Below are 17,182 nucleotides of genomic sequence, written 5' to 3'. Positions count from 1 at the left end.
CGGAGCTGTCCCGATCGCGCGCCACGTACGGGGATCCGGACATGCCGGACCGGATCAGGCGCCGTGGTGCTGCGCGATCCTGGTCAGCTCGAGTCCGTATGCCGCGGCGGCGAGCTCCGCCATGTCGTTCGGGCGGGTGAAGCTGCGCCCGGTGAGCTCCTCGATCCGTCGCAGCCGGTACCGCACCGTGTTGGGATGGCAGTGCAGCAGCGCCGCGGCATCCGTCGCGGATCCGCCGGTGTCGATGTACGTCTCGAGGGTCTCGAGGATGACGTCGCGGTCGCTCTCGGCGAGGTGCAGGACGGGGCCCAGGACGTCTTCGGTGAGGCGCTCGGCCTCGTGCGGATCCGCTGCGATCATGGCCGCGATGGGGCTCGCGCTGAACACGCGCACTTTCATCGCGCTGCGGGAGGTCGTCGCGAGAGCCGCGCGGGCGAGACGCAGCGCTCGCGGTGCGTCGGTGCGTGCGGCGAAGGGCGGGCTGACGCCCACCCGGGCGCCCGGGTAGCCGCGCAGCGTCTCGAGGACCTCGTCCATCGCCTCGGGGCGGGCGAGGGCGATCACGCCGAGCTGCAGGGCCGGCGTGAGCCGCCAGCCCGAGACGCACCCCTGGTCCGCGAGGCGCCGGGCGATCCCGGGCAGCGACTCCGCCGCCACCTCGTTCGTCTGCGCCGCGACCACGACCAGGTCCGCGTCGGCGGGGAAGCCGAGCAGCGATGCCGCCTCCCAGGGGCCGGCGTCCTTGCTGACGTGCCCGGTGAGCAGCACCTCGACGAGCGCCGCGCGACGGTGCTCCTGGGAGATCAGGATCTCGGCTGTCGTGGCGCGATAGGCCTCGGTGATCGCCGTGGCGTGCTCCTCGGCGACGGTCCAGATCCGGGTCGACGTGTCCAGCAGCCGGGTGAGCACCTCGGTGCGTGCGCTCTGGGCGGCGCGCTCGACGAGGGCTCCCCACAGGGTCCCGAAGCCGATCCGGTACACCTGCAGTACCTCGGGCAGCGGCACGCCCTGGTGCGCCCTGCGCCTGCCGGTCTGCTCGGGGACGGCGAGGTCGAGCGGTTCTCCGGGGTGCCGCAGCGCGTGCACGAGGAAGCGCAGGTTCTCCTCGATCGAGCGCCGCAGCTCCCCGGTGGAGACGTGCTTCTCGTCCTCGTAGACGGGCAGGGTCTCGACGCTGCGGGCGTAGACCCTCTCGATCAGGCTCGGCAGCCGGCGCTCGACCCAGGCGATGCCCTCATCGCGGTCGGTCGTGCTCATCGGATCCCCGTGTGCGAGAGATCCGCCGCGCGTTCCGTCATATCCGCTCTCCTCGATCCCGCCGGGAGGCCGCTCCATCCCGTGCGCATCGCTGACAGCGAGGTTACGCCGTCGGCGAGGCCGCCCCGCGCCTCCAGCAGATCACGGCCCGAACGCGCGGCCGCGCTGCCGGACGGGACGTCTGTCACCGCCCACAGTGCCGCTTGTGCGCCGTGACAGGTCCGCCACGACGCCCTCCCGCCACCGGCGGAGGAGGATTAGCGTGGCGGACCACGAGGGGGTGGCCACGAGCAGCGGGGGCGGTGAGGATGAACCCGGAGACGTACGCGGCGGTGTTGCGGGATCGGCCGTTCGGCCCCGTGGTGGAGCGGGTCGAAGGGCTCGTCCTCGTCGATCGGAGGCCGGAGGACGAGCTCCGCCGGATCGTGGAGCACGACGGCCGGCGATGGGTGAAGGTCTACGACATCGAACCGGAGGAGCGGGACGGCCGGTGGTTCTCCTACCTGCTCGCCTATGAGGGGCCGGAGGATCTCGCGACGGGGGAGACCGGAACGGACGAGGAGGAAAGATGAGCGTGCTGCTGACCGGTGCGACGGGCTTCATCGGACGAGGTGTGATGGAGGCGCTGATCGCCGCCGGCTATCGGGTTACCGCCCTCGTCGACGGCCAGGACGATGCGGACGAGGTGCGTGCGGCGGGAGCGGATCCGTTCCTCGCCTCCGAGGAGGACACCCGCACGGTGTCGGATCTCGCGCTGGAGTCGGACGGCGTGATCCACACCGCCACGTCCCGTTCCGAGGATGCGGACTTCATCGCCGCCGTCACGCCGGGGCTGCTGACGAGTGACAAGCCCTTCGTCTACACGAGCAGTCTGTGGACCTACGGATCGGGACGGGATCTCACGGAGAAGTCGCCCTCGGCGCCGCCGGCGGCCGTGGCCTGGATGGACGAGACCGCGCGGGGGCTGCTCGCGGACGACGGCGAGGGGATGCGCGTCGTCGTGGTCGCGCCCGGGATCGTGTACGGGCACGGCCAGGGCATCCCGCGCCGGTTCGTCGACGACATCGACCGCAGCGGGGCGCAGCCGGTGCTCCCGCTGATCGGAGACGGCTCCCAGCAGTGGGCCACCGTGCACGTCGATGACCTCGCCGATCTGTACGTCCGGATCATCGGCGCCGAATCGCACGTCGACGACGTGTACATCGCGGCATCCGGGGCGACCGAGACCGTCGCCGAGCTGGCGGCGGCCGCCGCATCGGCCGAGGGCGCCACGGTGCGCGCGGAGACCGCCGAGGAGACCGCTCGACGGATCGGACCGGCGCTCGCCGGAGTGCTCCTTCTCGATCAGCACGCCGCCGCCGACCGGGCGCGCGAGCGGCTCGGCTGGCGCTCCACCCGGCCTTCGCTGGTGGATGAGCTCCGCGCCGGCTACCTCGGTGTTCCCGGCGATCCGGCGTGGGGATGACCGGCCGGCGAGGACCGGGGGGCAGTGCCCGGGACGCGATCGAGGCGCCGCCTCCGGAGCAGGCGCGCCGGACCGTCCGCCTGTCCTCCGGGCCAAGTCCCGCTGATCGCGACGACAACCGGCTTGAAGCGGATGCCCTCCCATGACAGGCTGACCGTGCGTCGCGAACGCGCGCGGAGGGGACGGATCCGGTGGTCACTCAGCAGTTCGTCGCACCGCCGGCCCGGGCCGCGCTCTTCCTCGTCCTCACGGTGAACGAGGGTAGCGAGGAGGTCGTGCGCGACGTCCTCGCCGACCTGTCCAGCATCACGCGATCGGTGTCGTTCCGGATCCCGGACGATGAGCTGAACTGCGTCCTCGGCATCGGCGCGGAGTTCTGGGACCGGATGTTCGCGCTGCCGCGCCCGAAGGGCCTGCACCCGTTCGTGCCGCTGGAGGGTCCGCGGCACAGCGCGCCGGGAACCCCGGGAGACCTGCTGCTGCACGTGCGCGCCCACCACATGGACGTGTGCTTCGAGCTGTCTCGGCAGGTCATGAACCGGCTGCGCGGTCATGCCGTGGTGATCGACGAGACCCACGGCTTCAAGTACTTCGACGAGCGGGATCTGCTCGGCTTCGTGGACGGCACCGAGAACCCCGAGGGGGCCGCCGCTCCGGCCGCGGTGCTCATCGACGACGAGGATCCGGACTACGCCGGCGGCAGCTACGTGATCGTGCAGAAATACACCCACGATCTGGGGGCGTGGGGTGCCCTGCCGATCGAGGAGCAGGAGCGCGTGATCGGCCGCAGCAAGCTCGAGGACGTCGAGATGCCCGACGCGGTCAAGCCGGTCAACTCCCACGTGCACCTCAACACGATCATCGACGCCGACGGAGTGCAGCGGCAGATCCTGCGCGACAACATGCCGTTCGGCGAGCTCGGCACCGAGGAGTTCGGCACCTACTTCATCGGCTACGCCGCGGATCCGGGCGTGATCGAGCAGATGCTGCGCAACATGTTCCTGGGCAGCCCTCCCGGCAACACGGACCGGATCCTCGACTTCTCGACCGCTCGCACCGGCACCCTGTTCTTCACCCCCACCGTGGACTTCCTCGACGACGTGCCGGGGCCGGGACCCGCCGCGGCTCCGGCCGAGGTGGCGCCGGTGGATGCCGACGCGCCGACGACGGACCTGGGCATCGGCGGACTCCGAACCGCCGCCGCGCACTGACCCCCACCCCGCGAAAGGCCGCAGACATGGACAACCTCCACCGCAGACTCGCACCGATCTCCTCCGCCGCCTGGGATCAGATCGACGACGAGGCGCGCCGCACCTTCATCACCCGCATCGCCGGACGTCGCGTCGTCGACGTGCCCGAGGCGGGCGGACCCGAGCTGTCCGCGATCGGCACCGGGCACGTCGAGCCGATCGACGCCCCCGCCGGGGCGGTCGAGGCGCGCCGCCGGCAGGTGCAGCCGCTCATCGAGCTGCGCGCCCCGTTCACCGTGACCCACGCGGCCGTCGACGATGTCGAGCGCGGCGCACAGGACTCCGACTGGCAGCCGGTGAAGGACGCCGTGGAGGCGCTGGCCACCGCCGAGGACACCCTGGTGTTCGCCGGATCCCAGGCGGCGGGCGTGCAGGGCATCGTCTCGAGCAGCTCGAACGCCGTGATCCCGCTCCCGTCGGATCCGCAGGAGCTTCCGGCCGCGGTCGCGCAGGCGCTCACGGTCCTCCGCACGGTCGGTGTGCAGGGGCCGTACGCGCTCCTGCTGTCAGCCGAGCTGTACACCGCGGCCGCCGAGACGGTCGATCACGGCCACCCGGTGCACCAGCACCTGGCCCGGCTGCTCGGCGACGACGGCACCATCGTGTTCGCGCCCGCGCTCGAGGGGGCGATCGTGCTGACGATGCGCGGAGGCGACTACGCGCTCACGCTCGGCCAGGATGTGTCGATCGGGTATCTCTCGCACGACGCGGACGGGATCCGGCTGTACGCGCAGGAGTCGGTGACCTTCTCGGCCTACACGTCCGAGGCCAGCGTCGTCCTCCGGTGAGGGCTTGGCGATGACCGCGGGAGACGGCGCCCCGGTCGGAGTGCGGGTGCGCCGCATCTACGACGCGCCGGCGCCCGACGACGGCGCGCGGGTGCTCGTGGACCGGCTCTGGCCGCGCGGGGTGAGCAAGGCGCGCGCCGCCCTGCGCGAGTGGTGCAAGGACGTGGCCCCGTCCACCGCGCTGCGCCAGTGGTACGGGCATGATCCGGAGAGGTTCGCCGAGTTCGCGCGCCGGTATCGCGCCGAGCTGGAGGATCCGGCGCAGGCCGCAGCGCTCGCCGGCCTGCGCGCGCTCGTGCGGGAGGGGCCCGTGACGCTGCTGACCGCGGCCCGGCGCGCCGACATCAGCGAGGCGACCGTGCTGCAGGAGGTGCTGACGACGCCCTGAGGGCGTGGGTCACCGCCGGACGTCGCCGCTGTCCGGCTCCTCCTGCTCCTCCAGCCGCTCGTCGGGCTCGAAGGAGGCGTCGTCGGTCTCGCTCTCCTCGACCGCGGCCGCCGCCTGCGCCTTCGCCTCCGCGAGTGCCGCCTCTTCGCGCTTCTCCTCGCGCCGCTTGTCTCCGAACATCGCGTCTCCTCTGGTCGCGTGAGTGACTTCGCCGCCACCCTACGCCCGCGGGCGGCCGTGCGCCGAGGGCGTGGGGTACGCTGATCCCCGCGTCGCGTGCCGGTGGCAGACCGTGTCAGGCATGGAGGCGCCGGACGGAAGGAACGACGATGACCTCGTCCTGCCCTTCGCTCCCGCGTGACTGAGCGGGAGACGACCAGGCTGATCGCCTGGAGCAACGAGCTGCGCAGCGCGCACACCCGGCTGCGCGAGGCTCTCGCCCTCGCGCGCGCCGGTGCGGGCGGATCGGATCCCCCGCCGGGGCGTGATCTGCTGCTGTACTGCCGGGGGTTCTGCGTCGCGCTCGATCGGCACCATCGCGGCGAGGACCGCGCTCTGTTCCCCGCGATCGAGACCGCACACCCGGAGCTCGCTCCGGTGCTGCGGACGCTGTCCCGGGACCACGCCATGATCGACGGGCTGCTCACCGCGCTCGCCGGAGCCGTCGACGCGAGCGCGTCCCCCGAGGAGCTCACCCGGCACCTCGACGGCGTCGCGGCGATCATGGAGAACCATTTCGCCTTCGAGGAGCGTCGTCTGCTCCGGGTGCTCGAGACGCTGGCCCTCGACGCGGATCCGGCCGACGTGCTCGGAGACCTCTGAGCGAGGCGTCTGAGGCGCGGGGTCTGTTCCCGTCGCAGAAAGTGTCGCTCCGAGCGGGCGATGGCGACGCTTTCTGCGACGGGAAGGGTCCTGCCCCGCCTCGAGGACCCGCGCCGGCGGATGCGGATCCGACTGTGGCGGAGGAGGATGTCGATCGGCGGATCCTTCGATCGTCATCAGGGTGTCGGTGGCCGCCAGGGCCTCGACATCATGGAGAAAGGGCCGATCATGCGTTACACGCTTCTGCTGCAGTACCCCGAGATGACCGCGGAGGACCTCGGGCCCGAGGCGCTCGCCGAGGGCATGCGCGCTTTCGACGTCTATGCGAAGGCGCTCGACGAAGCCGGCGTCCTGCGCAGCGCCGAGGTGCTGCATCCCTCGGCGGCGACCACCACGGTGCGCGTCCGCGACGGCCACCCCGTCATCCAGGACGGGCCCTTCGCCGACACCAGGGAGCAGCTCGGGGGAACGGTCGTGATCGAGGTCGACGACCTCGACGCGGCGATCGGGTGGGCCCAGCAGGCGCCGTCGGTCGCCTGGGGAGCCGTCGAGGTGCGGCCGGTCGCCACCCGCTACGTCGACGGCGCCTGGCAGGGCGCCTCGCCGGTGCGGTGATGGGCGCAGCGGCTGACCGCCGCCGTGAGTCCGCGAGACCGAACCGGAGTCACGAGACCGACGATGGGATCCGCGGTCTCGTGATGAGGGTTCGGTCTCGCGGATCTGGCGCGGCCCGCGGGGGCCGCGTGAGCTCGGTCGACGAGGCGCGGGCCGCCGCCGAGCGCGCCGTGCGCGTCTCCTACGGGCGGCTCGTGGCGCTGCTCGCCGGCGGGACCGGCGACCTCGCGCTCGCCGAGGACTGCCTCGCCGACGCGCTCGAGCGCGCGCTGCGCTCCTGGCCTGACGCCGGAGTGCCGGACAACCCGGAAGGATGGCTGCTCACCGTGGCCCGCAACAGACTCCGCGACGTGTGGGGCTCGGCCGCGCACCGCACCCGGGCACCGCTGGACGACGCCGGCGCGGACGAGGGTCCCGCGCTCGACGCCGGGATCGACGTCGTCGCACTGGTGGAACGGGGCGATGCGATCCCCGACCGGCGCCTCGAGCTGCTGTTCGCGTGCGCGCATCCCGCGATCGATGCGGGGATCCGCACGCCGCTCATGCTGCAGACCGTGCTCGGCTTCGATGCTGCACAGGTCGCGCGGGCGTTCGACGTGGAGCCGGCGGCGATGGCGCAGCGCCTGGTGCGGGCGAAGCGCAAGATCCGGGACGCGGGCATCGGATTCGCGCTGCCGGTGCGGGCCGACATGCCGGCCCGCACGACCGCCGTGCTCGAGGCGATCTACGGCGCGTATGCACTGGACTGGCTGGATCCGCACGACGACGTGCGCACGTCGCTCGCCGACGAGGCCCGCTGGCTCGCCGTGCTCACCGCGACCCTGCTCGACGTCGATCCCGAGGCGTGGGGGCTGGCAGCCCTGCTCACGCTCGCCCAGTCGCGCGCCCCCGCGCGGACGCCTGCGGAGCCCGGGGAGCGCTGGCCGTCGCTCGCCGAACAGGATCCCGCTCAGTGGGATCGTGCGCTCATCGCCGAAGGGGAGGCGCTGCTGCACCGCGCGGCGCGGCTGAGCGGCGTCGCCGGGGGAGGGGAACCCGGGCGGTTCCAGCTCGAAGCCGCGATCCAGTCGGTGCACTGCGATCGGGTGCGCACCGGGGTCACCGACCGGGAGGCGCTGATCCGGCTGTACCGCGCGCTCGTGCGGATCGCCCCGACCCGCGGTGCGATCGAGGCGCTCGCGGCGGTGGAGTCGGCGGGGTAGCGGATCCCCTGGGTCCTGGGGCGGCCGGAGGGGCCCGGCGCCTGCGGCTCCGTCCTGCACAGCCATGCGCGCCGCGCCGCTGTGCACGGATCACGGAGATCGATCCCCGCGGCATGCCGCGGGTCGTCAGGGTCGGGAGATGGCACTCGCGCAGCTCAGGGTTCGTAGATCGTACTATTTTGTACAACAGTGTACGATTTCTCCATGGACAGTGTCAGTGCATCCGTCGCCCGGCAGACCCTTCCCGCGCTCCTGGATCGGGTCGAGGCGGGGGAAGACGTGCGGATCACTCGCCATGGCCGGGTGGTCGCGGTGATGGTCAGCCCGACGAAGCTCCGTTCCCCTCGCGCGGCCGAGGCGTGGCGGGCCGCCGACGAACTCGGAGCCCGTCTGGAGGCGGCCCGGACGGAGCCTCTCGGACGGGAGCCCGCGCTGGATCACGCGGACGCGGAGGATCTCATCGCCTGGATCCGCGAAGGTCGCGACTCTCGATGAGGGGCATCACGGCGTTCGATGCCGATGTGCTCATCTACGCAGCCGACCATGAGCATCCCTTCCAAGGCGCGCTCGCGGCACTGCTCGAGGAGGCCGGCGCCGAGGACCGCGCGATCGGGTCGCTCCTGCTCATGCCCGAGATCCTTCCGAAGCCGCTACGCGCAGGTCCTGCGTCGACAGAGGTCGCGCGACTCATTCAGCTCCTCGGGCGACTCCGTCTGCTGCCCATGGACGGCGTGATCGCGAACCTCTCGGTCACGCTCGGAGCGAAGTACGGCCTCCGCGCTCCGGATGCCGTGCATCTCGCGACCGCGATCGCGGCGGGCGCCGATCGGTTCCTGACCAACAATCGCAAGGACTTCGGCGACCGGATCCATGAGATCGACGTCGTGTTCCCGGAGGCCCTGGGCTGACGGCTTGCGTGCGACCGCAGTCGCTGCGGCTCCCGGGACCCTGCTGATCCGTCAGGAGACGCGGAGCATCTCCCGACCGCGGGCGAGCGTGGCGCGGCTCGATTCCCGGGCGATCAGATACGGGACGAGCGAGAGCTTCGCCGGAGAGGCGGGCAGATCCTGCTCCAGTCGCTGTACGCAGAGCGCCGCCGCACGGGCGCCGACGGCGAGCGAGGGCAGCGCGACGGCCGAGAGAGGGGTCCCGGTGAGCCCGGCGGAGTCGTCGCCGTAGACGACGATCGCGAAGTCGTCCGGCACCCGGCTCCCCGCGCGCTGCAGCTCCAGCAGCATCAGTGCGGCCGCCTCGTCCGAACCGACGAACGCCGCGTGCACCGCCGCCTCCTCGCAGTGCCGCAGGAACGCGGTGACGGATCCGGAGAGGGGAGGGGCATCGCCGTGCCTCCCGAACGCCACTTCGGGGACGTCGGCGTCCAGGGCCAGCTCCGCGACGGCGCAGCGGAATCCCCGCTGCTGGGTGAGGGCGGTCACCGGGTCCGGCGCGAACAGCGCGACACGGGCGTAGCCGTTGGCGGCGAGATGCTCGACCGCGATGCGGGCGCCGTGGCGATGATCGGTCTGCACGACGTCGGCGCGAAGATCCGTCGGCAGCCGGAGAGGCGCCGGCTCGACGATCACGACGGGGACCGGGAGGTCGCGGATCTGCTCCCAATCGAGGGGCTCCGGTGCGGCGCCGACGGCCGGAGCGAACAGGAGGCCGTCGATGCCCGCCTCCAGCATTCGAGCGAGCTGCGCACTCTCCTCGGCGCGCGAGGACAGCGAGGAGCCGACGACGAGGCGATACCCCGCCGTGCGGGCGGCCTCGCCGGCGCCCCGGATCACGCCGGAGAAGTGCCGTCCGGCGTCGGGCACGATCAGGCCCAGCGTGCCCCGCGTCGTTCCGCGTTCGGGAAGGAGCCCGGCGCCCTCCCGGCGGGGCACGGCCCCGCCGCGGACGCGACGGACGAGCCCCTCGCTCGCGAGCGCGTCCAGATCTCGACGGATGGTCATCTCCGAGAATCCCCAGGTCTCTGCGAAGGCGGTGACCTCGATCTTGCCGCGCCGCGCGATCTCGCGGAGTATTCGCGCGCGTCGTTCTTCCGTCAGCATGTCCCCGTCTCCCCTCGGCGATGCGGAGGCGGCGAGTCACGGCTCGCTGTCTCCGACATGCTCGACGATAGGAAGCGGGCCTTCACAGGAGGTCTGGAAGTGTGAATCCGGATGGAGCGGATCCGCGGGATCCGGCGTCATCGGAGGATACTTCCGGTGAGGGGACGAGCACGGCGGGAGAGGACCGATGCCAGGGGAGCGGGCGTTCGCGCAGGAGTTCGCGGAGGCGCTCGCGGTCGGCGGGGTCTCGATGTCGGCGTTGCGGGACCGGCTCTCCCGGCGGGGACTGTCGATCTCGCTTGCGACGCTCAGCTACTGGCGGACGGGGGCGCGGCACCCCGAAGGGGCGGCGTCGGCTGCGATCGTGGCCGGGATCGAGGTCGAGCTGGGTCTCGAGTCGGGTGCGCTCACGCGCTTTCTGGCGGGGCGATCCCGGCGGCGGGGCAGGGTGTCCGCGCCCGCCTCGCTCCGCGATTCCGAAGGCGCGGAGACGTTCGCGCTGCTGGCGGTCTCGCCTCCGGACAGCCTGCGGATCCTCTCGCTCCGCGAGACGATCGAGATCTCGGCATCGGGAACGGTGTCGGAGGCGTCCTCGGTGCTCCTCGTGCAGTGCGTGCAGAACCGTGTGGACTCGCTCGGGGTTCTGCTCACCGCGTCCCGCCCCACGGAGATCGTGCCGGTGCTGAGGAACCTCGCCGGATGCACGCTCGCCCGGACGGTCCGGCACCCGGGCGGGACGATGAGCGGTTTCGCCCTGGCGCTCGACCGCTCGCTCGAGCCGGGTGAGACCGCGATGGTCTCGTTCGAGGCGGTGTCTCCCGAGGGCTATCCCGCGCCTCGTGAGCATCTCATGACGGTCCGCCGGCCGGTGCGCGAGATCGTGCAGTGGTTCCGGGCCGCCGGAGACCGTGCCCCGGAGTGGTTCGACGAGACCGAGATGACGTCCCGGGGCACCCGGACGGTCACGGTGGCGGCGGGGACGACGAGATCGGTGCACCGCCTGCGCCGCGACTTCGGTCCGGGTGGCCTGAGGATGCGCTGGGGGTTCGATGACGACTGAGGAGCGCGCCGCGCGCGCCGGCGCGGAGCCGGCTCAGTCGTCGGCGGGCTGCGGGTCGCCCCAGCGCAGGCCCAGCGCCCCGGGACCATAGTCCCAGCGGACCTGATGGAGGGACGTCGGGGTGTCCAGGACGCGCAGAGTCATGTGCTCGGCCGTCTCGGTGCGATCGAACTCCTCGATCCGCTCCGGCACGTTGCGCGGATCGAACCGGATCCAGCTCACGACCTTCTGCGCGGGGTGATGGACGTGCGTGACCGTCTCGCGGCGCTGGGACCGCTGCTCGACCGGGATGTCCTGACGCACGGCGAGGAGGGTGGTCTCGCCGGGGGCGAGCGGTTCCTCGAGTTCGAACACCGTCACATGGATGCGTCCCGAGGGATCGACGTGGTGTTCGCTGGCGTGCCCGTCGAGCGTGATCTGACCGATCCCGTCGAACTGCGGCTCGTCGCTGAACTTGAGCCAGCCGAAACGGGACACCTCTCCGGTCACGCATTCGACCACGGAGTAGGTGACCTCGCGCGCGACGAGGAGGTTCTCGTCGACGTCGATGATCCGCTGGATCGACAGTTCGCGGAACGCATCCTGAGGCGCCAGCTCCAGGACGCGGATCAGCTCGCTCACGACGTCGTCGATCCTCATGTCGAGTCCCGCGGCGCGCGCCTCGTCGAAGAGGAACCGGGCGGGAGTCGCATTCGTCGGCGCGCGACGGGGCGCGGTGAGGCGCACGAGATCGCCTGCGGGGAGCTGCAGAAGGTCCTCGAGGTCACTGAGCGCCGCCCAGCTCCGCTGCACGTCGGGCGTGCGCGTTCCCGACCGCCAGGAGCTCAGGGTCGCGAGCGAGACAGGATTCCCGCGATCCTCCAGGCGCGTCCGCAGGGCGGACAGCGTCACGTCGCGGCGAGCGATCGCGTCGGCGAAGGCGTCCGCGAAAGTGCGTGTTCCCGGCAGGCCGAGCTCCCCATCGCCCATCGGCCCAGTTTACCGTCGGCGCCGGCGGCCCTCAGCGGGCCGTGTCGAGCAGGCCGCGGCGGAAGCCCTCGGCCACGGCGGCGGCACGGTCGCCGACGCCGAGCTTGGCGTAGATGCTCAGCAGGTGCGTCTTGACGGTGGCTTCGCTGAGGTGCAGCCGGTCGCCGGCGGCGCGGTTCGTGGTGCCCTCGGCGACCAGGGCGAGGATCTCCAGCTCGCGCGGGGTGAGGAGGCTCGCCTCGGGGGCGCGCACCCGGCCGACGAGCCGTGAGGCAACCTCGGAGGCAAGCACCGTCCGTCCCGCCGCCGCGGCGCGGATCGCGTCCAGCAGCTCGTCTCGGGTGGCGTCCTTGAGCAGGTATCCGGTGGCGCCGGCGGCGATCGCGGGGAGCACGTCGGCGTCCGCGTCGAACGTCGTCAGCACCACCACGCGGCTGGTGATGCCGAGGCGCGCGAACTCGCGCAGCGCGGCGACGCCGTCCATCCGCGGCATCCGCAGATCCATGAGCACGACGTCGGGGGCGTGCACAAGGGCGAGGGCGACCGCCTCGACCCCGTCCGACGCCTCGCCGATCACGTCGATGTCCTCGGCGGATCCGACCATGCCCACGATGCCGTCGCGCACGACGGGATGGTCGTCGACGACGAGCAGGGTGAGTGCGGTCATGCGGGCACCTCCGCGCGCACGACGGTTCCGCGCCCGGGGCGGGAGTCCACCATCAGCGCCCCTGCCGCGGCCTCCAGCCGCTCCCGCATGGCGATGAGGCCGTACCCGCCGGAGCCGTCCGCGGCGCCCCTAAGGCGGTCGACGGCGTCGAAGCCGCGGCCGTCGTCGCGCACCTCCAGGCTCGCCGTCGCGGGCCCCACGCGCAGGGCGAGCGTCACCCGGGTCGCCGCCGCATGCTTCTCGACGTTGGCCAGCGCCTCCTGGGCCATGCGGAGCAGCGCCACCTCGGTCTCCGTCGGCAGCCCTCGGGCGTCACCGGCCGCGGTCACCGTCGTGGCGATGCCGGTGCGCGTGGACCACGACCGGGCCACGCCGGAGAGGGCGTCCGCGAGCGAGGTCTGCTCCAGCGCCGCCGGGCGCAGCGCCTGCACGGAGCGGCGGGCCTCGGCGAGCCCGTCGCGGGCGAGCGTCAGTGCGGCCTCCGTGTGCCGGCGGCGCGCGCCGTCGTCGGCCGCCTGCTCCGCCGCCTGCAGCTGGGTGATGATGCCGGTGAAGCCCTGGGCGAGGGTGTCGTGGATCTCGCGGGCGAGACGGGCGCGCTCGTCCTGGACGGCGGTGCGGTGCATCGTCAGCTCGGCGCGGTGCAGTCCGAACGAGAGCCCGCACATCACGACGACGTTCAGCAGGATCACGGCCGCGGTTCCCGCGATGCCGGCCGGATCCGCGCGGAACCCCGAGCTCTGCGCGATCCCCGCGACGACCGCGGTGCCCGCGACGGGGATCAGCTCCCACGGCCAGGCTGCGAGCGAGTACGCGAACGAGAAAGTCGCGACCGCCAGGAAGCCGAACGTGCCCTCGCGCAGCACGAGCAGCAGGTTCAGCCCGATCGCGCCGGCGAGGAAGACCGCGATCACGGCGGGCCGGTCGCGCCACCGGAACGGCAGGGTGCGCAGGACGAGCACCCACAGGCCGTAGGCCGCGCACAGGGCGAGCGTCGGCAGCAGCCGCTCCGGCTGCCGCGCCTCCGTGAGGACCGCGAACCCGGCCAGGAGCCCCAGCACGACGTACGGGGCGACCGAGAGCACGGTCCGCCAGCGCGAGTCCATCACGGGCCGACCTTACGCCTTCGGCGCGAAGAGCGCCCGCATGCGGGGCAGGTTCACCAGGATCGCCACGGGCAGCAGCAGGAGCCCGCACACGGCCTGCTCGATGCGCACCCCGTCGGGCAGGAAGCCGGGGATGGACACGATCACGATCACCGCGGCCACGATGATCGGGCTGACGATCCGCAGGCGCACCCAGGCGCCGCGGGAGCCGCGGGCGGCGGCGACGGCCATCGCGACCACGACGATCCCGCTGGCCAGGACGAGGGAGCAGCGGATCCAGATCGCGATCTCGAACGCGGTGCCGGACACGGTGGCGAGCGAGAGGAAGGCGATCATCGCGGCGCTGACCGCGACGAACGCCCAGGAGAGGAGGACGACCGGACGGAACGCCGCGCGGCGAGGTGAGAAGGGGGAGACGGTGGCTGTCGTGTTCATCCCTCCAGAGTCCTCGGAGGTCGCTTCGCCCGGATCCACCGATCGGTCATGGTCGAGCACCGATCGGTGGACCGGACCCGTGGAGCGAGAGGATCCGGTCCGGACGATCGATCCGCACAGGTGCACTCGTCCGCGAAGAGTGCCCAGCTCGTGCCACGGCCGAGGAGCTCGCGCAGGTCGAGCGGCTGCTCCTGGTGTTCCTGGGCCTGGCGGGCTGACGGTCGCGCCGGCCCGGGCGCGCGATCCAAGGGCGGGGCGCGGAGACCTGGTCGGCGTCGGATGGGGCAATAGTCTGCTCTTAGCCCACCTGCTCGGCGCCTTCCCGACCGAGCCCCACGGAAGGATGCGTCGATGACGAGCGCCGAGGATCCGGCCGCGCAGATCGCCCGCCTCGAGGCCGAGAACGATGTGTTGCGCCGGGGCGCCGCGGCGCGTGCCGGCGCGGGGTGGCGCAGTGCGGCCTCGGCGGTGCTGATCGTGCTCGGCCTGGTCCTCGGCTCGGTCAGCGCCGTCACGAGCTATGCCCGGGACCTGCTCACCGACACCGATCAGTTCGTCGCGACGTTCGCCCCGCTCGCCGCCGACCCGGCGGTGCAGGCCGTGCTGGTGCGCGCGACCAACGACGTGATCGACCAGCAGGTCGACATCCCCGGTCTCACCGCCGACGTGTTCGACGGTCTGCGCTCGCTCGACCTGCCGCCCCGGGCAGCGACCGCTCTGGGGCTGCTCCAGGCTCCGGTCGCTCAGGGGGCGCAGAACCTCGTGCGCGGCATGGTCGAGAACGTGATCACCTCGCCGGCGTTCGCCGACATCTGGAAGCAGACCCTGCGCGTCTCCCACGCCCAGGCCGTGGCTGCGCTGCAGGGCGGCCCCGACACGGCGGTCGTCGCCGGCGCGGACGGCACGCTGACGCTGCAGCTCGGACCCGTCCTCGAAGGGGTGCGCGCACGGCTGCTCGCCGAGGGGGTGACCTTCGCGCAGGCCATCCCCACCACCGACCGCTCGATCGTCCTCGTGCACAACGCCTCGATGGGCACGGCCGTCGCGGCCTACGGCATCGTCGTCACCGTCTCGGCCTGGCTGCCGTGGCTCGCGCTCGCGCTGCTCGTCGCCGGTGTGCTGGTGGCGCGGCGCCGCCGGCGCGCGATCCTCGCGACGGGTGTCGCGGCGGTCGTGATCATGGTGATGCTGCTCGCCGCGGTCGCGGTCGGACGCGCGGTGGGCATCGGCGCCCTGGCGTCCAACGGATCCGCGATCACGCCTGCGGCGGCCGGGGGAGTGTTCGACCGGATCACGGAGCCGCTCACGCAGCGTCTGCTCGCACTCGGTCTGATCTCGCTGGTGGCGGCCCTCGTCGCCTGGCTGATCGGCGCCTCGCGCGCGGCGGTCGCCGTCCGCGGCGCCGGTGGCCGTGTGGCCGCGGCGGTGCGTCCCGGCGGGGGCGCGCCCTCGGACGATGCTCCGGGCGGGGTCGCGCGCCTCGGCGGATGGATCGATCGGTCGCGCCGGGGGATCCTCATCGTCGTCGCCCTCGCCGCCGCGGCCGTCGTGCTGCTCGTGCATCCGCTCACGGCGTGGCTCGTGCTGTGGGTGCTGCTGGGCGCGGTGCTGCTGCTCGTCGTGATCGAGCTGCTGCGCCGTCCCGCGCAGGACTGACCGGCTCGGCGCTCAGGGCCGCACGCGCACCGTCCGCTCCTCGTAGCCGACGAGGTCGCCATCGGCCAGCTGGCGCCCGCGGCGGCGCTCGACCTCGCCGTTGACGCGCACGTACCCGTCGATGATCGCCTCTTTGGCGTCGCCGCCGGAGTCGAGGAGCCCGGCGAACTTCAGGAACTGCCCGAGCCGGATGCTCTCGCCGCCGATCGAGACGTCGGTCACCGCGCCCACGGGAACGGCCGCTCCTTGTCCAGCTCGCCGTCGCGGCCGATCCCGGCGAGGCTGTCGCCGCCACCGCGCAGGCAGAGCCACTTCAGCGGCACGCCCGCGTCTGCGGCGCTGTGCACCGCGCGCCAGGTCTCCGGAGCGACCCGCACGACGGTGCCCGGCTGCACGTCGACCACCTCGTCGTCGAGCGCCATCTGGCCCCGTCCGTCGAGGAACACGTACAGCTCCTCGAAACGGCTGTGCCGATGCCAGAACGGCGAGCTCCCGCCCGGATCCGTGGAGTTGACCGACATTCCGAGGTACTGCGCCGACTCCCCGTCGACGAACCGCTTGCCGGTGCCCTCGTCGACACCCCAGGTGTCGATCGCTCCGGTCTCGTACACGTGGTTTCCGCTCATTCCGCCACGGTATCCCAGCAATCGGGTGCCGTCCGAGCGCAGGATCCGCGAGAAACCGGAATCCGCATGAGACACGCGGCGGACGTGGTGTCTCCCGCGCAGAACGTTTCTCGTGCCGCCGGCCGGATCAGCGATCCGAGCGCCATCCGCTGACGCGGCGCTGCTCCACGCCCTCGAGCAGGAGGTCGAGGGCGAAGGCGAACTCAGCGTCGTCGTCGCAGTCCGTGCCGGCGCCGGGCGCGGTCGCGGCCATCCGCACGATGGAGGGGAACTCCCGCGCATAGGCGGACATCGCGGCCGCGCGCTGCTCCGCGTCATCGGGCAGGCGCGGAGTCGGCATGACGTCGCGGGTGAACCCCCACATGCGCGTGCTCAGCGTGTGCATGGCGTGGTGCACGAGGTCGGCCGAAAGGCCGCCGTCGAACATCGCGCCCATCAGCGCGTCCATGTGCGCGAGCACCCGTGCCGTGGCGAGGGGGCTCGACTCGATCGCGTCGCGGGCCCACGGATGCGCGGAGAGCAGGGTGCGCGCGGCCAGGATCCTGGCGCGGACGCTGCTGCGCCAGTCGGCGCCCTGCGCGGCGGCGGGGATGCGAGCCAGCAGCGCGTCGAGCATGTCGTCGACGAGCTGCGACCGGTGTGCGACGTGCTTGTAGAGGGCCATCGGGGTGACGCCGAGGCGCTCCGCGACGCGCCGCATGCTCGTGGCTTCGAGGCCGGCTTCATCGGCGAGCTCGATGGCCGCGGCGACGATGCGGCCCCGGTCCAGGGGCGTCCGCGGCACCGATGTTGACACGTATACAGCGTACACCTACGATCGGA

At 72.5% G+C, this 17,182-nt stretch carries 22 protein-coding genes; 12 read left to right on the top strand and 10 right to left on the bottom strand.

Going from position 1 to position 17,182, the window contains the following annotated elements:
* Window positions 1-54: 54 nt before the first annotated feature.
* Complete coding sequence (locus J8G10_RS09610; RefSeq protein WP_251443708.1) at window positions 55-1,257, bottom strand: CdaR family transcriptional regulator; 1,203 nt, start codon at window positions 1,255-1,257, stop codon at window positions 55-57.
* Between the two features lie 308 nt (window positions 1,258-1,565).
* On the opposite strand from J8G10_RS09610, the gene J8G10_RS09605 reads away from it, so the two are divergent.
* The 5 genes from J8G10_RS09605 (at window position 1,566) to J8G10_RS09585 (ending at window position 5,148) form a co-directional block, all read left to right on the top strand.
* Complete coding sequence (locus tag J8G10_RS09605; protein ID WP_251443706.1) at window positions 1,566-1,829, top strand: hypothetical protein; 264 nt, start codon at window positions 1,566-1,568, stop codon at window positions 1,827-1,829.
* A complete protein-coding gene (locus J8G10_RS09600; protein WP_251443704.1) occupies window positions 1,826-2,722 on the top strand; it encodes an NAD-dependent epimerase/dehydratase family protein in 897 nt (298 codons plus the stop codon). Before J8G10_RS09605 ends, J8G10_RS09600 begins: the two co-directional genes overlap by 4 nt.
* 191 nt (window positions 2,723-2,913) lie before the next feature.
* Window positions 2,914-3,933, top strand: a complete 1,020-nt coding sequence (locus J8G10_RS09595) for a Dyp-type peroxidase (RefSeq protein ID WP_251443702.1) — start codon at window positions 2,914-2,916, stop codon at window positions 3,931-3,933.
* Window positions 3,934-3,959: 26 nt separating this feature from the next.
* Window positions 3,960-4,760 carry a family 1 encapsulin nanocompartment shell protein gene (locus J8G10_RS09590; RefSeq protein ID WP_251443700.1) on the top strand — a complete coding sequence of 267 codons (801 nt, stop codon included), beginning with the start codon at window positions 3,960-3,962 and terminating at the stop codon, window positions 4,758-4,760.
* Window positions 4,761-4,770: 10 nt separating this feature from the next.
* Entirely contained in the window at window positions 4,771-5,148 is a 378-nt protein-coding gene (locus J8G10_RS09585; RefSeq protein ID WP_251443698.1) for a DUF488 domain-containing protein, read from the top strand.
* A gap of 9 nt (window positions 5,149-5,157) precedes the next feature.
* Here the strand turns inward: J8G10_RS09585 and J8G10_RS09580 are convergent, their stop codons facing one another.
* Window positions 5,158-5,328, bottom strand: coding sequence for a hypothetical protein (locus tag J8G10_RS09580; RefSeq protein WP_251443695.1), 171 nt, complete (start codon window positions 5,326-5,328; stop codon window positions 5,158-5,160).
* A gap of 177 nt (window positions 5,329-5,505) precedes the next feature.
* Between J8G10_RS09580 and J8G10_RS09575 the strand changes: the two genes are divergently transcribed.
* The 5 genes from J8G10_RS09575 (at window position 5,506) to J8G10_RS09555 (ending at window position 8,695) form a co-directional block, all read left to right on the top strand.
* Window positions 5,506-5,970 carry a hemerythrin domain-containing protein gene (locus J8G10_RS09575; protein WP_251443693.1) on the top strand — a complete coding sequence of 155 codons (465 nt, stop codon included), beginning with the start codon at window positions 5,506-5,508 and terminating at the stop codon, window positions 5,968-5,970.
* A gap of 228 nt (window positions 5,971-6,198) precedes the next feature.
* Window positions 6,199-6,585, top strand: coding sequence for a YciI family protein (locus tag J8G10_RS09570; protein WP_251443691.1), 387 nt, complete (start codon window positions 6,199-6,201; stop codon window positions 6,583-6,585).
* 128 nt (window positions 6,586-6,713) lie between these two features.
* Entirely contained in the window at window positions 6,714-7,787 is a 1,074-nt protein-coding gene (locus tag J8G10_RS09565) for an RNA polymerase sigma factor (protein WP_251443688.1), read from the top strand.
* 204 nt (window positions 7,788-7,991) lie between these two features.
* The gene (locus tag J8G10_RS09560) at window positions 7,992-8,282 is read left to right on the top strand and encodes a type II toxin-antitoxin system Phd/YefM family antitoxin (protein ID WP_251443685.1); all 291 of its coding nucleotides are present in this window, start codon (window positions 7,992-7,994) and stop codon (window positions 8,280-8,282) included.
* Window positions 8,279-8,695 carry a PIN domain-containing protein gene (locus tag J8G10_RS09555; protein WP_251443683.1) on the top strand — a complete coding sequence of 139 codons (417 nt, stop codon included), beginning with the start codon at window positions 8,279-8,281 and terminating at the stop codon, window positions 8,693-8,695. The genes J8G10_RS09560 and J8G10_RS09555 overlap by 4 nt, the downstream gene beginning before the upstream one ends.
* 51 nt (window positions 8,696-8,746) lie before the next feature.
* On the opposite strand, the gene J8G10_RS09550 is transcribed toward J8G10_RS09555, so the two are convergent.
* On the bottom strand, window positions 8,747-9,841 hold the full coding sequence (locus J8G10_RS09550; RefSeq protein WP_251443681.1) for a LacI family DNA-binding transcriptional regulator: 1,095 nt from the start codon (window positions 9,839-9,841) through the stop codon (window positions 8,747-8,749).
* 187 nt (window positions 9,842-10,028) lie between these two features.
* Here J8G10_RS09550 and J8G10_RS09545 point away from each other — a divergent pair, with 187 nt between their 5' ends.
* Entirely contained in the window at window positions 10,029-10,901 is an 873-nt protein-coding gene (locus J8G10_RS09545) for a hypothetical protein (RefSeq protein WP_251443679.1), read from the top strand.
* A 33-nt stretch (window positions 10,902-10,934) separates the two neighbouring features.
* On the opposite strand, the gene J8G10_RS09540 is transcribed toward J8G10_RS09545, so the two are convergent.
* The 4 genes from J8G10_RS09540 to J8G10_RS09525 are packed head-to-tail and all read right to left on the bottom strand — an operon-like array spanning window position 10,935 to window position 14,078.
* Window positions 10,935-11,870, bottom strand: a complete 936-nt coding sequence (locus J8G10_RS09540; RefSeq protein WP_251443677.1) for a hypothetical protein — start codon at window positions 11,868-11,870, stop codon at window positions 10,935-10,937.
* Between the two features lie 31 nt (window positions 11,871-11,901).
* A complete protein-coding gene (locus J8G10_RS09535) occupies window positions 11,902-12,537 on the bottom strand; it encodes a response regulator transcription factor (protein ID WP_251443675.1) in 636 nt (211 codons plus the stop codon).
* Window positions 12,534-13,643 (bottom strand): sensor histidine kinase, encoded by a 1,110-nt coding sequence (locus tag J8G10_RS09530; RefSeq protein ID WP_251444359.1) that lies wholly within the window; start codon window positions 13,641-13,643, stop codon window positions 12,534-12,536. The genes J8G10_RS09535 and J8G10_RS09530 overlap by 4 nt, the downstream gene beginning before the upstream one ends.
* Window positions 13,644-13,655: 12 nt before the next feature.
* A complete protein-coding gene (locus tag J8G10_RS09525) occupies window positions 13,656-14,078 on the bottom strand; it encodes a hypothetical protein (RefSeq protein ID WP_251443673.1) in 423 nt (140 codons plus the stop codon).
* A gap of 351 nt (window positions 14,079-14,429) precedes the next feature.
* Here J8G10_RS09525 and J8G10_RS09520 point away from each other — a divergent pair, with 351 nt between their 5' ends.
* Complete coding sequence (locus tag J8G10_RS09520) at window positions 14,430-15,734, top strand: hypothetical protein (RefSeq protein WP_251443671.1); 1,305 nt, start codon at window positions 14,430-14,432, stop codon at window positions 15,732-15,734.
* A 12-nt stretch (window positions 15,735-15,746) separates the two neighbouring features.
* On the opposite strand, the gene J8G10_RS09515 is transcribed toward J8G10_RS09520, so the two are convergent.
* The 3 genes from J8G10_RS09515 to J8G10_RS09505 form a co-directional block, all read right to left on the bottom strand.
* Window positions 15,747-15,965, bottom strand: coding sequence for an RNA-binding S4 domain-containing protein (locus tag J8G10_RS09515; RefSeq protein ID WP_251443669.1), 219 nt, complete (start codon window positions 15,963-15,965; stop codon window positions 15,747-15,749).
* Entirely contained in the window at window positions 15,953-16,360 is a 408-nt protein-coding gene (locus tag J8G10_RS09510; RefSeq protein WP_251443666.1) for a cupin domain-containing protein, read from the bottom strand. The genes J8G10_RS09515 and J8G10_RS09510 overlap by 13 nt, the downstream gene beginning before the upstream one ends.
* A 127-nt stretch (window positions 16,361-16,487) precedes the next feature.
* Window positions 16,488-17,156 (bottom strand): TetR/AcrR family transcriptional regulator, encoded by a 669-nt coding sequence (locus J8G10_RS09505; RefSeq protein WP_251443663.1) that lies wholly within the window; start codon window positions 17,154-17,156, stop codon window positions 16,488-16,490.
* Between the last annotated feature and the right edge of the window lie 26 nt (window positions 17,157-17,182).

Source organism: Microbacterium sp. USTB-Y (assembly GCF_023703415.1).
Classification (GTDB): Bacteria; Actinomycetota; Actinomycetes; order Actinomycetales; family Microbacteriaceae; genus Microbacterium.
Note: the sequence above shows the minus strand (reverse complement) of the source record. Positions and strands in the feature narration are given on the sequence as shown.